Genomic DNA, 15,583 nt, shown 5'->3' on the forward strand with positions numbered 1-15,583 from the left:
AAAATGAACAGTTCGCAGAAAGTCTGTTCCCTCAAAAATAAGTAAAAAAAAGAAGCGTAAACCAGTAAATAGGCATAAAAAAAGCCGCTCAATTAAGCGGCTTTGATATTTTGTGATCCGGCTGGGATTCGAACCCAGGACCCATACATTAAAAGTGTATTGCTCTACCAGCTGAGCTACCAGATCATTTCCCGTTTCAATAAACGTGCTGTTCGTCGTTTGGGAATGCAAAAGTAGGCTTTTGTTTTCATTAACGCAAGTATTGGTTAAAAAAAAAAGTTAATTGACCAGTGAGTTTTACCGCTTCTACCGCTTCCCTAACATCATGAACACGTAGAATAGAAGCCCCTTTATGGAGCGCGACTGTGTTCAGAACAGTAGTGCCATTTAAGGCTTCATCGGCACTGATGTTCAGGGTTTTCCAAATAGTTGTTTTGCGTGATAAGCCAACCAGTACAGGTTCCTCGAATAGGTTGAAATTCTGTAGGTGACTGAGCATCTCAAAATTTTGTGTCGGTGTCTTTGCAAAGCCGAAGCCGGGGTCTAAGATGATGTCCTTTTGGCCTAACGACCGAAGTTCAGCCAATCGGATCGCTAATTCGTCAATTACTTCGGTTGTTACGTTCGTGTAAGTTGCCATCGACTGCATGGTTTGGGGCGTGCCGCGCATATGCATCAGAATATACGGAACGCCCAACCCGGCAACAGTACCGAACATGGCCGGGTCCAACGTGCCGCCCGACACGTCATTTATGAGTGACGCCCCTGAATCGACTGCCTGCCGTGCTACCGAAGCTCGAAATGTATCAATGGAGATTAACGCATTGGGGAAGTTTTCCAGAATGGCTGTAATAACTGGCAGCACCCTATCAGCTTCTTCGTCCGGACTAACGTCTGCCGCACCGGGCCGGGTTGAGTAGCCTCCTATGTCTAAAAATGTGGCTCCTTCATGAAGCATTCGTTCGGCAGTAGCGAGGGTCATTTCAACCGAAACGCGGCTATTGGCGAAGAATGAGTCGGGGGTAATGTTTAAAATTCCCATCACTGCGGGTGTGGCTAAATCGACCAGCCGCCCCCGGCAGTTCAGTGTTTTTTTCGTAACTTTCGGCATAAAATCAGTTTTGGTTTACGGTTTTTGGGATACGGTAAACGAGCCTTAAACGATGGTAAACTGAAGACCGTAAACAGAAAACCGTGCATAATACCGAATTCGAATATCGGCAGGTTATCCAACGCTGCAAAGATTTATTTTTGAAAAAGAACCAGGACTACGGTACGGCCTGGCGTATTTTACGACTGTCGAGCATCACCGACCAGATTTTTATAAAAGCGCAGCGCATCCGTACTCTACAGGAAACGGGCGTTAGCCGCGTAGGAGAGGGGATTGAACCCGAGTTTGTAGGCATTATCAACTACTGCGTTATGGCTCTGATTCAGATGCAGTTGCTTTCCGACAAGCGCACAGAGATTCCCACCGACGAACTCGAAAAACTATACGACCACGAAATTGGCCGGGTTATTGAACTGCTTTTTGCCAAAAACCATGATTACGGCGAAGCGTGGCGCGATATGCGGGTTAGCTCAATGACCGATATTATTTTGATGAAACTCCTGCGTACCAAGCAAATTGAGGACAATCAGGGCAGCACATTGGTATCCGAAGGCGTTGATGCCAATTATATGGATATGATCAACTACGCCGTTTTTTGTTTGATAAAAATGACAAACGAGTTAAAAATGAAGAGTGAAAAATGAAGCGTATAAGTACATGGCTTTCAGACTAGACGTTGTCTTATTCTTCACTTTTAACTCTTCATTCTTAACTGTATATCTGTACTATGAATCCAACGACATCGCAACCTAAAATTAAAACTGGCACGCCCCCCATGCTGATTGCCGCCCGTGTCGCCCGTATTCTGGTCGGTATCGTGTTTATATTCTCAGGCTTAATCAAGCTCAACGACCCCGTTGGCACACAAATCAAGTTTGAGGAGTATTTCGAAGTCTTTGCGCAGGATCTACCGTTCATGCATGATTTCTTTATGGCACTGGTGCCGTTTACTTTAGCCATGTCGGTGCTGTTTTGTGCGGCTGAAGTAATTCTGGGGGTGGCCTTACTGGCATCGTATAAGCCCAAAGTGACGGTCTGGCTACTGTTTTTCCTGATCGTTTTCTTCACCTTTTTGACCTTCTACTCGGCTTACTTCGATCGAGTTACAGATTGCGGTTGTTTCGGCGATGCCATTAAACTCAAACCCTGGACCTCGTTCAGTAAAGACATTGTCCTGATGGTGCTTATTCTGTTCATCATTGGTCACCGAAATCGCCTTCGCTCCCGTAATACGGGCTGGCTGGTTGGACTGACCATAGTGCTGACGCTGGGCCTGGGTATTTATGCTGTTGAGTTTTTGCCGCCAATCGATATGTTACCCTATGCCGTTGGGAAGAGCATTCCGGCGGGGATGAAGCCCTCAGAACCCTTGCGGTATAAGTATCTGATGGAAAAAAACGGGAAGACATCAGAATTCGAGCAGTACCCATCCGATACGACATACAAGTTCAAGGAGATGATTCTGGTGAATCAGAATGCCAAGCCAAAAATTACCGATTACCGCATTTGGGACGATACCGGCGATTTTACGCAGGAAACGTTTGTGGGTAATAAACTCTTTATCATCGTTAAAAACACGAAAGATATTGATGCGGGCAGTTTGCCTGCCATTCGTGCATTAGAAGAGGGATTACAGGGTTCAACGGTGAAACCATACATCCTTACGTCAACCAGCGATGATGAAATCAAGGCGTTCCGGAAGGAGTTTCAATTAGAGTCGATTCCCTATTATAAAGCAGATGCCACTGTATTGAAAACCATTATGCGTTCCAATCCGGGCACCTGGCTGTTGAGCAATGGCGTGGTACGGGGCAAATGGCATTTTAATTCAACGCCGGATGCGGCCGAAATTAAGGATTTAGTGAAGTAGGTGAAGTGGGAGTATTGTTGAGATTGGTTAATTACACCCATTTCACCCATTTAACTAAATTCACTACGAATGAAAAATATCTTCCTGATTGGCATGCCATCGTCTGGCAAAAGTACGTTGGGTAAACGAATTGCAGATGCCCTGCATTACCGTTTTATTGATACCGATAAATTGATTGTTCGGGAGGAAGGCCGGACTGTGGCCGAGATTTTCGCCGAGTCGGGAGAGGCCTATTTTCGGGAGGCCGAACGCCGTGTGTTACGAACAATTAAGCCGGGCGGCAGTTTCGTGGTGTCGACAGGTGGTGGAATGCCCTGTTTTCATGAGAACATGGACTATATCAATGCAACGGGGGTATCCGTGTTTCTAGATGTACCCGTAGACATACTTGTGAAGCGGATAACGGCCCACGCCCAGGAAGATCGGCCTCTTAACAATGCTGCCGATCCTCAACTAGCCGCTGTTTTAAGAGGGCGGCATGAACATAGATATCCAATCTACTCCCAGGCCCATGTCACGATTTCCGGAGAGACAACGGAGGACGAAATTCTGCGACGAATAGGCAAGTTGCTCTAAACGTAAAAAGGCGGCCATGTGGCCGCCTTTTTACGTTTAGAGCTGATCGTTTAGAAAAACACACCAAACGAAAGCATCACATTTGTACTTTTGTTAGTAGTCGCTAATGTTGGCGTATCCACATCGTTTGGTAGTTGAAATGGAGTGAATCCAGATTTGTACGTCATGTAAGTACCTGACAGGTCAGCAAAAAAGCGGTCGTTGCGAACGCCCAACCCTGCAGACAACTGTAATTTGTCGCGGTCTGTTTTTGCCACCCGATCAAGTGCGATTTTATAAGGACTTGGCATATAACCAACACCCGCCCGCAGCCTGAGAAAACCTGCTCTGATTTCAGCACCCGCCCGTAAGTTCACAACGTTCTGATACGTTTCCTGAACAAATCCTTTCACATCATTTCTGAAGTCAACATTGTCCTGCTGGTTTGTAAAGGCAGAGGTCCGCACCCGCATTCCCTGATAGCCAACATACTCAGCCGTTGCAGTAAGGAAGCCAATTTTGCCCTTACCAAGAAAATAGGTAGCACCACCTGATGCCCGCAAAGGTGTTTGCAGTGAATACTGAAAGTTGTTGGATGGGTCGAGTACATCTACACTGTTCGCCTTCAACGTAATGTTTGCTGAATTTGGACTTAGGGTAACAGCCGAAAGTGTCTGAGTAAACGCTTCATTCGCACTTGAAAAAGTAGGGGTAACGACTGTAGCACCAATCTGCAAATCGGAGCTTAACTTATATATTAAGCCAAGGGTAGCATTGATTCCGTTTCCTTTTACACTCAAGTTGTTGGTTTGACCATAATTTGAGAACACAGTGCCATTGATTGGACTTTCCAGGAAAATATATTCGGAAGAATAATTCAAGCGAGTTAACGCTATAGAACCACCTATGTAAAGCTTGTCATCTAAATTCCCGGCATAAGCTATCGACCACTGGGAGTGTGCTCCCGAGCGGCTGAGCGTCGCACGCTGGTCTTTTTGCTTTGTAGCATCGAAACGAGTGTATGGTGGCCCGGAACCATTAGTACCCAGGTCGGTAGGGTTGATCAGAAATAAGCCGTAAGCAGCCGCTTCCCTAAAATCAGCACTTCGATCGCCGGGGAAAAAACCATCACTCAACTCGGCTTCACTATATTGGGCACTGTTAGCCGCGTTGGCGTACGTTTGAGCGATAGACGAGTTTGGGTTGTTGTTCAATCCACGGGCATTCGTATAATCGAAAAAGTTGGCCGACTGTGAGTAGGTAACCCCGAACGCCGTTCGGCGCCAGCGTCCACCTCTGTCCGATTTGCCCGCCAGAATCAAGCCCAGTTGACCTATGCTTAGTTTGCCCCCTGTGCTGTTTGTCTGTTGGCCCAGAAACGAATTTTGGTTGTTAACCGACGTAAACGTTGGGCTTATGCTCAACTCAGAGCGGTTGTAAAAGGCTAAGCCAGCGGCATTGCCAAACAGATTGCTGGCATCGCCACCAAGAGCGGCATGATTTCCGCCAAGAGCCCGAAATCTGGCAGTACCCGTTTGCCCGAAATCAGAATACCGGAAGGCATCATCGGCATAATCAAAAGCGGCCCCCTGACCAAATGCCAGTGGTGATAATAGCACAAGGGCTACTGAAAAAAAGAACTGTTTGTTCATGTTTATAAAGCGATTGGTGGCGTGTACTACGGTTATAGGGCTTAGAACAACTAAACGTCAGAACGTTTAATGGGGTATCTAACAAATTCGTAGCCAGCGCAACAAATACAAAACGAAAATCCCCGCTAATTGTCCTAATTAGCGGGGATTTTTTTATAAAAATTTAAAAAACTATCGTGGACCACGTCCGCCACCACCACTGGAGTGACTGGCACCTCCGCCGGATGAAACCCCGCCACTTCCACCACTGTAACTAGGGGCACTATAGCTACGGCTTGGCGCGCTATAGCTTGGTTGCGACTGCTGGAAGCTGCCCCGGCTTTGGCTTTGATACGAAGGCTGTTGATAGCTGGGTTGCGCCTGTTGTTGATAGCCGCTTCGTCCGCTATTGCCATTACTATACCCGCTGGTTCCGGTAGATGGCGTGTAACTACCCCGGCTACTTTCGCGTGGGCGAGCATAGTAGGTATTGTTGCCCGAGTTACTGTTGTAGGAAGGTGCCGTGGCGGCCGTGTTGCCAGAACGTCCATTTCCACTCGAACTGTTGTCGTAATAATACGACCCTCGGCTGCTACCATTGCTTGGACGAGCATAATACCCATCGCTGTTTCCACGGTTGGTAGCTGAGCCTGTATTGGCGCTGCGACCACCATTTGGGTTATATGTACGAGCCGTATTGTCGAAGGGCGCATTGAAGCGTCCTGCCGAACGGTCATTTGTCCGATTGTATGTCCGATTGCGATACGGGTCGGCACCGGTTACATATCCATTGTTGATGTAGCCCGAATTGCCGTAATAGCCACCGTAGTAGTTATTATAGAAAGGTGAATAGAATGGGCTGTAGCCACCGTAACCACCAAATCCACCGTAGGCATACGAACTATAGAAGGGATCATATCCATATCCGAATGGCGAATATCCGAAAGAACTGCCATAATAGGGAGAATAGAAAGGACTGCCGAAGCCCATGCCGAAGCTATTATACCCACCGTATCCACCAAAGGCACCCATGCCTAAACCAAGGCCGAGACCGCTATAAAAACCGGTGTTGTTGAAACCCCAGCGATTCCAGCTGTAAGCCGATGTCATAGCAGAATTATAGCCATTTGCGAAACCCGAGTTGTAAGCACTCGTTCCCGTATCATTCCAGCCCGGATCGGGCGACAGACCCCGGTTTAACTTGCGGGCGCTCAAATCCGCATAATATTCATCGGTATTAGAGCTGTTATTCGTGCTGTATTGCTGGTCATCGACGTAATCCGGGTTGGCATTACGTGAACGTTGCTGCTGACGGTCGAGCCGTTGTTGCTGCCGCGAGTTTTGCGGAGCAACCGAAGAGTAGTCAGACGAGTTGCTGGCATACACGGCTGCGTTGCCGGAATTACCATACAAATCATCCGTTTCACCGGCATTCTGCGCTGTTTTTTGACTGGAGCTACAACTCCAGATGCCCATCAGCGCAGCCAGTGATAAATAGCGATATAAGGGTTGCGTTTTCATTTGGCCAGAGAATTGGTGTAATAAAGGCTCATATTGAGAACTGTTTCAATATATAACACAGGAATCACGTGTTTGATTACAAAAATAGACTAAAAACCTATCTTTGCAAGTTCACAGGTATTAGATTCCAAATTGTTAGTAAAGGTTTAATCCCATTTAAAATAAAGTTGTAAATAGTCCTCTGAGAGCCTATACTTTGCATTCTAGCTGGTGTTGGTAATCGATGTCTGTTTATGACCCGTTCATGCATGGCAAAATCGCTTCCTTCCCGTAGTGAAAACTACTCCGAGTGGTATAATGAGTTAATTAAGAGAGCCGACATGGCCGAAAATTCGGCGGTGAGAGGTTGTATGGTTATAAAACCGTATGGCTACGCAATCTGGGAAAAAATGCAGCGGGCTCTGGACGATATGTTCAAAGAAACCGACCACCAGAATGCCTATTTCCCATTGTTTATTCCCAAATCATTTTTGAGCAAGGAAGCCTCCCACGTGGAGGGTTTTGCCAAGGAATGTGCCGTTGTGACGCATTACCGTCTTAAAAATGCCGAAGATGGCTCTGGCGTTATCGTTGATCCCGACGCCAAGCTGGAGGAAGAGCTTATTGTGCGGCCAACATCGGAAACGGTGATCTGGAGTACCTATAAAAACTGGATTCAATCGTACCGCGATCTGCCATTGCTCATTAACCAATGGGCCAACGTGGTGCGCTGGGAAATGCGTACCCGTATTTTTCTGCGCACGACAGAATTTTTGTGGCAGGAGGGACATACGGCCCACGCCACCCGTGAGGAGGCTGAGTTTGAGACGCGTCAAATGCTTGACATTTATGCGACATTTGCGGAAGAGTGGATGGCGATGCCCGTGATCAAAGGCAGCAAAACGGCCAACGAACGATTTGCCGGGGCAGATGATACGTTATGTATCGAAGCCATGATGCAGGATGGAAAGGCCCTCCAGGCAGCTACATCGCACTTTCTGGGTCAAAATTTCGCTAAAGCTTTCGATGTTCAATTTTTGAACAAACAAAACCAACTGGACTATGTGTGGGGTACATCCTGGGGCGCATCGACCCGGTTGATGGGCGCACTCATTATGGCGCACTCCGACGATGATGGTCTGGTACTGCCACCAAAACTGGCCCCTATTCAGGTGGTCATCGTGCCGATATACCGTACTAACGAACAACTCGAACAACTTACCGCCAAAATCAAACCGTTGGTTCAGGAATTGAAAAAAGCAGGTATTTCGGTTAAGTACGACAATTCTGATGCCAACAAACCCGGCTGGAAGTTTGCGGAATACGAACTTCGGGGTGTACCGGTTCGGCTGGCTATGGGTGGCCGTGATCTGGAAAACGGTACGGTCGAAATTGCCCGTCGTGATTTAAAAACTAAGGAAACGGTCCCCTTCGATGGATTGACTGAGCGCATTAAATCCCTGCTTGACGATATTCAGGAAACGATTTATAACCGAGCCAAATCCTTCCGTCAGGAGAATACATTTAAGGTCGACACCTTTGAGCAGTTTCAGGAACAACTCGAAAAAGGCGGCTTTTTGCTGGCTCACTGGGATGGCACCAGCGAAACCGAAGAGGCTATTAAAGAAGCTACCAAGGCGACAATCCGTTGCATTCCCTTCGATCAGGAAGCTGAAGAGGGTGTAGACGTTTATTCTGGCAAACCATCAAAAGGACGCGTGGTGTTTGCCCGCGCTTATTAAACGGAGAAGTTGGTCACTTAAATGAAGACGCCGTGACCCGTTTGAAACGGGTCACGGCGTCTTCATTTAAGTGACTGATACTATTAACGAACAGAAAACTGTTGCTGCCGTAGGTGTTGAAGATACCAGTTACCCACGGCAAACGTGACGCCACTCAGCCCGATTAGCCACACAACTCCGCCCGTACTTACATACGACCAGCTTCCCCGACTAACGCCGTCGACCATAGCCATTAACATCATACACAGGCTAATAGCCATAATGAACGCATTTCGAAGGGTAGTAGGGTAGGCCCGTCGAAGATCGTAGGCACCGTAGGCTTTGTTGCGAAACTCAAATACAATATCATCCAGACTGGCTTGCCGGAGCTGATCTTCAGTCATGGCTAACTCGATCTGGTACGTTTCACGCAGGTGACGAACTGCTTTTACATTAGCTTGTTCCAGAACGGTATTCATGGCCGCTTCGAAGGGGAGACCTAGCCATATATACTGTTCTACCTCGCAGGCAAGGTGGTCAAGTAATTCGTCAATCAGGGCATCGGTGGAACCGCTATGAATCAAGTGATTATGCAACGTGTACAGTTGCTGCGGGCTGAGTTTTTCCATGACTTTATCTCAGTTATGCTTGTTGTTTGATTACTGATTAATGGCCTGTTGCTAAAGCGTTGGGTAATTGGAGCAGATTTCGCATAGTAACCATAAATCGCTCAAAATCAGATACTTTTTGAACAGCAACCTGACTGCCCTGCGGAGTAAGCGTATAATATTTGCGGAGTCGACCTTCTACTTCTTCTGTTTCTGTTGTCAGTAAGCCTTCCTGCTCCAGTTTGTGCAAAACAGGGTATAAGGCACCAAATGAAAGAACAATTTCGCCCTGTGTTCGCTCTTTTACCGCCTGGGTAATTTCATAGCCATACATCCTGCCCTGCCGGGCTTCATCGTGACCGGAATGCCTGATACCGGAAGAACTGTGCTCTGAAAGCAGTTTTAGAATGATGGTTTTTAAAGTTCCCCTTAAAAACTCGTTTCCTGAAGATTCCATGCTTAAAAAAGACAAATGGATTAAATAATTACTGTAAATTATATATAAGATTACGATATATACAATTAAAAAAGATTTTATTTGACGGAATTGGCCATTGGCCAGAAAAACATAGAATTGACTAGTCTCATTAGGTTACCCTTGGTTAGACCCGTTTAAATGGGCGTTGAACCCGAAAAAAAGGTGATTTAGCTACAAATAATTGGAATACTAAACGTTGCTGAACAGTTTTGCAGGAATGATCCTATAGATAACTCGTTACTTTCCATGAAAAACAGACGTTCATTTTTGCGCGATACCGGGGCTTTAACGCTGGCTGGACTTGTATTGCCACAACTTACTGAAGCCGAAACCCTTTTTCCATCGCTGGCTCCCCGGCCAATTGGCCTTCAACTGTTCACGTTGTTTCGGCCGATGAGTGATGATCCGAAAGGAACGCTTGAAAAGGTGGCGGCTGTAGGCTACAAGGAAGTAGAATCGGCTTTTAGTCTGAAGGGCGGCTATTACGGCTATAAAGCGAAAGAATTCAAATCGTTGGTAGAAGGCCTGGGTATGACCTGGCGGGCACACCATGCCGGTGGGGCTCCGTTCCGGCCACGACCAACGCCACCCGCCAGCACAACAGCCGCAGCCACTGGCGGACAAACGCCACCGCGCCCGGCAATGGATTTTTCAAAAATGCCTCCCATGCTTAACCTCCGGGATAACTACCAGCAACTCGTTGACGAAGCGGGCGAAGGTGGGCTTACTTATTTAGTTTGCGCCAGTACACCCGTGTCAACGCTGGACGAAATTCAGAAGTCGATAGAGGTATTCCAAAAAACCGGCGAAGCCTGTAAAAAGGCTGGCATTGGTTTTGCCTATCATAACCATGCCACCGAGTTCGACTCTGTAGAGGGTGGAAAGACACCTTATGATTTAATTCTATCGCAAACAGATAAAGATCTGGTGAAGATGGAATTGGATTTAGCCTGGGCTGTTAAAGCGGGTAAAGATCCGGTCAAATTATTCGAAGAACATCCGGGCCGTTTTCCCTTGTGGCACACAAAAGACATTAAGGCTGATCTGAAAACGATTACAGAAGTAGGCAATGGGGTGGTAGATTTTAAACGCGCTTTTGCTGCTGCTAAAACAGCCGGACTTAAATACTTTTTTGTCGAACAGGATATGGCCGCTACGCCTATTGAAAGTATTACAACAAGTTATGCTTACTTGAAAAAGGTGGTTAGTTGATCAGTTTATTCAACGAAATTAGATGTTAATAGGGCACAATCGTTTGTACTGAAATAACAGCTTTTTTCGGATTGACTGATCGATAATGACGGGTTTTATATACGTATTGTTGGGTAAATTTTGAACTTTTGGCCTTAGTCGGTAGTTGGTCAAAAGTTAGCGTATAGACGAATTTTTACCGGAAGTTCCGGTACTTTTACGCATGCATTTTACCACAAACAAGATAATAATCAAGAAAATAATATGGCACAAGCAAAATCTGGCGACACCGTTCAGGTACATTATACCGGCACCCTGAGTGATGGAACTGTATTTGATTCATCGGAAGGACGTACGCCCCTGGAGTTTACTGTTGGTAGTGGCCAAGTGATAAAAGGCTTCGATGATGGCGTAACGGGCATGAATCAGGGCGAAAAGAAAACCATCAGTATTCCAGTTGACGATGCCTATGGGCCAGCCAACGAAGATATGATTTTTACACTGGAACGGTCGGATCTTCCGGCTGATATTCCGCTCGAACTGGGAATGACCCTGAATATGCATGAAGATGGTAATCCACGGCCTATTCCGGTTATTATCCGCTCGTTGACAGATACAAATGTTACCCTTGATGCCAACCATCCTCTGGCTGGACAGGATCTGACGTTTGATATTGAACTGGTTGGTGTAAAGTCGCCCTCAGGGTTAATCTTGTAACAGAAGCAAAGCCTATAAAAAAGGCGTAAGTAATGGGTTTCGATAGGAATACGCTTTGTCGTACTCTCTGTCAACCAGCTGCTTACGCCTTTTTTGTTTCTATTCTATCAATTCCTTCAATTCCCGCAACGCGATTTCAATGCCCCGCGCGTTGGCCCGGGCCGCATAAGCGGCAAGTGCTACGGTAATAGCACCAACGTTCATGGCAACAGGCAGATTCTCCATTTTCTGTATGGTTGTACGGGCCTTGTCGGTAGCTTCCAGTATTTGATTTGCCATATGATCTGCATTCGTAAAAGCCGGTCGGCAAATGCGGGTCTGAATATCCTGCGCCCGGTTGAGCAGGCTATTCTGGTATGCATTTAAATCTAACTGCTGCTCGTGGGTAAGTTCAGACCAATGCTGGGCCTGAAACTGATTTAATGAACGTGCCATGTTACCGTATGCCGTTGCTATTCCATCGAGTTGTTCAGATGTAAAATCTTCCATACGCTAATCTGACCTGAATCAGACTATTTTAATGATTGGTGTGACTTTTGACGGAAGATAAGTCCCTTCCAGACGATTATCTTCCAATTGATTCGACTTTTGAACGAACGGTCAAATCATCAAAACTGCAAGCTGGTCTTTTTAGTTAATTGTGCATGGAATCAACAACTGTAAATACTGGATATGCGTGCATAAACCTCAGTCTCCAGGCCGATAAAATCACCTCGAATCGAGGAATGATTAAAAAGACTTTTACAGAAAAAGGAATTGTCTATGCATCAGAACTGGCATTGAAAAACGTGCAGGATTTATTGAAAATCGTGGACTGGAATCTCGAAAATGGGTTTAAACTGTTTCGTATCTCATCCGATATTTTCCCCTGGTCATCTGAATACAGAATTGCCAATCTACCCGACTACGCTGACATTCGCGAAACGCTGGAAGAAATTGGCAGTCGCCCTATTCGCCTGACTGCTCATCCCGGCCCTTTCAATCAATTGGCCGGGCAGGGCAGGGTTTTGGAAAACACGATTCACGATCTCGAATCACAATCAGAAATCTTTGATCTGATGGGTCTTCCGCCCTCACATTGGAACAAAATTAACTTTCACGTTGGCGGCACTTACGGCGATAAGACAGCTACACTTGCCCGATTTGCTAAAAATTTCAGCTTGCTTTCCGAAAATCTACGTGCCCGTCTAACTGTCGAAAACGATGACCGGGTATCGCTATATAGTGTTGCCGACTTGAACTATCTACACGAAATCATTGGCATTCCCATTGTTTTCGATTACTTCCATCACGCCTTGAACCCTGGCCAGCAAACAGAAGAAGAGGCCTTTATGATGGCCTATAACAGTTGGGATGTTCGTCCTGTTTTTCACTTTTCAGATTCCCGCCGGGACCATGAGGACCCTAATGCCCGACGCGAAGCTCATGCCGACTGGCTGTATTCACCCGTGAATACCTATGGTAAAGAACTTGATATTGTATTTGAAAGTAAAATGAAAGAACTGGCGATTCTGCGAATGAAACAGATAGTATTACCATAACGGCTAGTCGGGTTTTGGTAGGTTACCAGTAATTGTTTAAAAGGAAACCCCGCCGGTTTAGAGCGGGGCTTCAGGAAACTATTCGTGATTAATGTTTCGCTAGCGCTATGCTCATTTAATCAAGGGAAGAGTGAGGTTGAGCTTGTTGTCTACGCAACGGTCTGACGGCTGTGCCTGAACCAACTTTCACAAGCTCTTTAAGCGGAGCACCTTCACCCCTCAGCAGGTACTCGGCAGAAATTCTGGGTTCTGCTACACAAATTCGTTCCAGAATTTCTAACCCCGGCTTTGTCCTGCCACCTACAATATTGTATATAGTCATCCGATTAAAACGGTGTTGCGTCAGGAACTTGTGCGGGGTTGTATCAAGGGCAGCAAAAATTGTTTTGATTTTTTCATCGATTGGGATCATAGTTTTATATTTATGGGACTGTGTCAAATATACAACTGCGCCAGTAGCATAAATAAAAATTTATATAAGAAATTAAAAAGTATTTACTTAAGTAAATGGAAAATAACGGAGTGACGAATTGTGTAATCCAGAAATCAATACTGTTTGCCTGATTTGGTCAACATGTTTAAATAAGTGGCCTTTTTAAATATAAAGTCTGATAACAGACATCAGCTTGGTTGGGTATATAAAAAAGCCCGCTGCTCTCTTACGAAAGCAGCGGGCGGAAATCAGGTGGTAGTCAGGCTTGTCCGAAAAGATTGACCACACGTAAGTTGAGAAAGTGTATTAAGCTGCACAAAAGCAACAGACGCTACACAACAAACAGTTTAGTGTTGAATTGCAATGCGACTCGTAAATTTCTTCTCATTTGGGCCAACTACGAACGTGTAAGCACCATCAGGAAGACCTGATAAATCGAATCGACGAACCGAGCCTTTAAACGTATCGGTCTGGACCAGAACATTCTGCGCATCATAAATGGCAACGTTGGCTTCATCAATGTTCTTGGCTGGCAAGATCACTTCGATTTTATTCTTCTCGTAAGCCGTCAGGGTTGGATGGGTCAATTGTTGCAGGCTGCGCTCGTCAACATTAACCGCATTGGCTTTGATAGTTAATCCCTGCGACATCCACCAGGCACTGTTACCGGCAGTCAGATAATACTGACCATCCGGCAGGTTGTTCAAGTTGAATGCTGTTGCCCGTTTGGCATTTTTTGAAATGACTCCCCGGTACAGAACGTTGCCGTCGACATCAATAATTGCCACGTCAACCGATGCTCCCGGCTGTGTATAAATGCGTACTTTCTTTTGCTCGGACTTCTCAACTTTCACACCATTCATTCCTGATCCTGTGTCAGCTTTTGCATCTCCCATGCTAGCCAGACTCATTGCTGATAATAGAACAGCGATTGTAAATTGGAATTTTTTCATTGGTTTGAAATTTTTGTTTTACCGGGACAAAGGTGTGGGCAGAACGTACATCAATGCAATAGGACGACCACTGGAAACCAACGTTTTACGAAATATTCATTTTTAAATTATATTCCTTCTGAGCAAATTAGGGCGTTTATTGGAAAAGTACAACAAGTCCCTATTTTATACTTATGAATTGTATTTTTCTAATATTTCTATATTTTAGGACGATCTAGTTTTGAGGGTCTAGTTTTCATGCTTATAATCCTATTTTCACAAAAAAGTACAACTAATTGATTTTGAACGCTGACTGCCTGAAGGGCATTTCGCACCATTAACAGTTGATTAATTTGTTGGTCAGGCTTGGTTAGGTCTGTACGTTTCAATCCATATTTACAGAAAAACAGACTTCGCGTGGTGCGTAACAAAATAACCCGGTAGTCGCTTATTAACTAAATCGTTAATGAACTTCATGGAACAGGTATTAAAAGGACAGGTCGCCGTAATTACCGGAGCGAGTAGTGGTATTGGCGCAGGTGTAGCAAAATCATTGGCTGATGCCGGAGCCACAGTTGTTATAAACTATCCTGTTGAGGCTACGAAACCCGCTGCCGACGCTGTATTAAAAGAAATCACAGATGCAGGGGGAACCGGAACGGTTGCTCAATGCGACGTTAGCAAAGAAGATCAGGTGATCAAGATGTTTGCCGATGTGGTCGCTCAATACGGTACCGTCGATATTTTGATTAATAATGCGGGCTTGCAGCGTGATTCGAAATTCCACGAAATGACGCTCGATCAGTGGAATACTGTTATCAATGTTAACCTGACAGGGCAGTTTCTCTGTGCGCGTGAAGCGATTCGGGAGTTTTTGCGTCGGGGCCCACGTCCGGATGTGTCGGCTGCAACGGGTAAAATAATTTGTATGAGTTCAGTGCATGAGCTTATCCCCTGGGGTGGTCATGTTAACTATGCTACCTCAAAAGGTGGTATCAAAATGCTGATGCAGTCCCTGGCGCAGGAGTATGGAGATCGCCGGATTCGGGTAAACAGCATATGCCCGGGAGCCATTCAAACACCTATAAACCGAAGTGCCTGGGAAACCCCCGAAGCGCTGAACAGCCTGATGAGCCTTATACCCTATAATCGGATAGGGCAACCAGCAGATATTGGCAATCTGGCAGTTTTCCTGTCATCCGATCAATCTGACTACATTACAGGTGCCAGCATCTTCATCGACGGCGGCATGACAGTGTTCGAAGGCTTTGCGACAAACGGATAAGAGAAGACCC

16 protein-coding genes and 1 tRNA gene are annotated in these 15,583 nt (G+C 45.9%); 8 read left to right on the forward strand and 9 right to left on the reverse strand.

The window, feature by feature from the left end; all coding sequences use genetic code 11:
• Positions 1 to 113 precede the first annotated feature (113 nt).
• A tRNA-Lys gene (locus CWM47_RS08010) sits at positions 114 to 186 on the reverse strand.
• A gap of 64 nt (positions 187 to 250) precedes the next feature.
• Positions 251 to 1,111, reverse strand: a complete 861-nt coding sequence (gene folP / locus CWM47_RS08015) for a dihydropteroate synthase (RefSeq protein ID WP_100987490.1) — start codon at positions 1,109 to 1,111, stop codon at positions 251 to 253.
• A gap of 83 nt (positions 1,112 to 1,194) precedes the next feature.
• Here folP and CWM47_RS08020 point away from each other — a divergent pair, with 83 nt between their 5' ends.
• From CWM47_RS08020 to CWM47_RS08030, 3 genes are all read left to right on the forward strand, one after another.
• Positions 1,195 to 1,755: a DUF1599 domain-containing protein gene (locus CWM47_RS08020; RefSeq protein ID WP_100987491.1), complete on the forward strand. Its 561-nt coding sequence runs from the start codon at positions 1,195 to 1,197 to the stop codon at positions 1,753 to 1,755.
• An 83-nt stretch (positions 1,756 to 1,838) separates the two neighbouring features.
• A complete protein-coding gene (locus CWM47_RS08025; RefSeq protein ID WP_100987492.1) occupies positions 1,839 to 2,981 on the forward strand; it encodes a BT_3928 family protein in 1,143 nt (380 codons plus the stop codon).
• A gap of 69 nt (positions 2,982 to 3,050) precedes the next feature.
• On the forward strand, positions 3,051 to 3,557 hold the full coding sequence (locus CWM47_RS08030; protein ID WP_100987493.1) for a shikimate kinase: 507 nt from the start codon (positions 3,051 to 3,053) through the stop codon (positions 3,555 to 3,557).
• Between the two features lie 50 nt (positions 3,558 to 3,607).
• On the opposite strand, the gene CWM47_RS08035 is transcribed toward CWM47_RS08030, so the two are convergent.
• Positions 3,608 to 5,188: a hypothetical protein gene (locus CWM47_RS08035; RefSeq protein WP_100987494.1), complete on the reverse strand. Its 1,581-nt coding sequence runs from the start codon at positions 5,186 to 5,188 to the stop codon at positions 3,608 to 3,610.
• Between the two features lie 171 nt (positions 5,189 to 5,359).
• Positions 5,360 to 6,688 (reverse strand): pilus assembly protein, encoded by a 1,329-nt coding sequence (locus tag CWM47_RS08040; RefSeq protein WP_100987495.1) that lies wholly within the window; start codon positions 6,686 to 6,688, stop codon positions 5,360 to 5,362.
• A 248-nt stretch (positions 6,689 to 6,936) separates the two neighbouring features.
• On the opposite strand from CWM47_RS08040, the gene proS reads away from it, so the two are divergent.
• Positions 6,937 to 8,409: a proline--tRNA ligase gene (gene proS / locus CWM47_RS08045; protein ID WP_100987496.1), complete on the forward strand. Its 1,473-nt coding sequence runs from the start codon at positions 6,937 to 6,939 to the stop codon at positions 8,407 to 8,409.
• A gap of 83 nt (positions 8,410 to 8,492) precedes the next feature.
• Here the strand turns inward: proS and CWM47_RS08050 are convergent, their stop codons facing one another.
• Together CWM47_RS08050 and CWM47_RS08055 are read right to left on the reverse strand one after the other, a co-directional pair.
• Entirely contained in the window at positions 8,493 to 9,017 is a 525-nt protein-coding gene (locus tag CWM47_RS08050; RefSeq protein ID WP_100987497.1) for a hypothetical protein, read from the reverse strand.
• Positions 9,018 to 9,054: 37 nt separating this feature from the next.
• The gene (locus tag CWM47_RS08055) at positions 9,055 to 9,453 is read right to left on the reverse strand and encodes a PadR family transcriptional regulator (RefSeq protein WP_100987498.1); all 399 of its coding nucleotides are present in this window, start codon (positions 9,451 to 9,453) and stop codon (positions 9,055 to 9,057) included.
• 267 nt (positions 9,454 to 9,720) lie between these two features.
• Between CWM47_RS08055 and CWM47_RS08060 the strand changes: the two genes are divergently transcribed.
• Both CWM47_RS08060 and CWM47_RS08065 read left to right on the forward strand, forming a co-directional pair.
• The gene (locus CWM47_RS08060; protein ID WP_100987499.1) at positions 9,721 to 10,686 is read left to right on the forward strand and encodes a sugar phosphate isomerase/epimerase family protein; all 966 of its coding nucleotides are present in this window, start codon (positions 9,721 to 9,723) and stop codon (positions 10,684 to 10,686) included.
• A gap of 243 nt (positions 10,687 to 10,929) precedes the next feature.
• Positions 10,930 to 11,382 (forward strand): FKBP-type peptidyl-prolyl cis-trans isomerase, encoded by a 453-nt coding sequence (locus CWM47_RS08065; RefSeq protein ID WP_100987500.1) that lies wholly within the window; start codon positions 10,930 to 10,932, stop codon positions 11,380 to 11,382.
• A 99-nt stretch (positions 11,383 to 11,481) separates the two neighbouring features.
• Here CWM47_RS08065 and CWM47_RS08070 read toward each other — a convergent pair whose 3' ends face one another.
• On the reverse strand, positions 11,482 to 11,871 hold the full coding sequence (locus tag CWM47_RS08070; RefSeq protein WP_100987501.1) for a hypothetical protein: 390 nt from the start codon (positions 11,869 to 11,871) through the stop codon (positions 11,482 to 11,484).
• A 155-nt stretch (positions 11,872 to 12,026) separates the two neighbouring features.
• Here CWM47_RS08070 and uvsE point away from each other — a divergent pair, with 155 nt between their 5' ends.
• Complete coding sequence (gene uvsE, locus CWM47_RS08075; protein ID WP_100987502.1) at positions 12,027 to 12,923, forward strand: UV DNA damage repair endonuclease UvsE; 897 nt, start codon at positions 12,027 to 12,029, stop codon at positions 12,921 to 12,923.
• Positions 12,924 to 13,038: 115 nt separating this feature from the next.
• Here uvsE and CWM47_RS08080 read toward each other — a convergent pair whose 3' ends face one another.
• The gene (locus tag CWM47_RS08080; RefSeq protein WP_100987503.1) at positions 13,039 to 13,335 is read right to left on the reverse strand and encodes a hypothetical protein; all 297 of its coding nucleotides are present in this window, start codon (positions 13,333 to 13,335) and stop codon (positions 13,039 to 13,041) included.
• A gap of 368 nt (positions 13,336 to 13,703) precedes the next feature.
• Positions 13,704 to 14,309 carry a T9SS type A sorting domain-containing protein gene (locus CWM47_RS08085; protein ID WP_100987504.1) on the reverse strand — a complete coding sequence of 202 codons (606 nt, stop codon included), beginning with the start codon at positions 14,307 to 14,309 and terminating at the stop codon, positions 13,704 to 13,706.
• 454 nt (positions 14,310 to 14,763) lie between these two features.
• Here CWM47_RS08085 and CWM47_RS08090 point away from each other — a divergent pair, with 454 nt between their 5' ends.
• Positions 14,764 to 15,573, forward strand: a complete 810-nt coding sequence (locus CWM47_RS08090) for a glucose 1-dehydrogenase (RefSeq protein ID WP_100993784.1) — start codon at positions 14,764 to 14,766, stop codon at positions 15,571 to 15,573.
• The last annotated feature ends 10 nt before the right edge of the window (positions 15,574 to 15,583 follow it).

Origin of the sequence: Spirosoma pollinicola (assembly GCF_002831565.1) — a bacterium.
Classification (GTDB): domain Bacteria; phylum Bacteroidota; class Bacteroidia; order Cytophagales; family Spirosomataceae; genus Spirosoma; species Spirosoma pollinicola.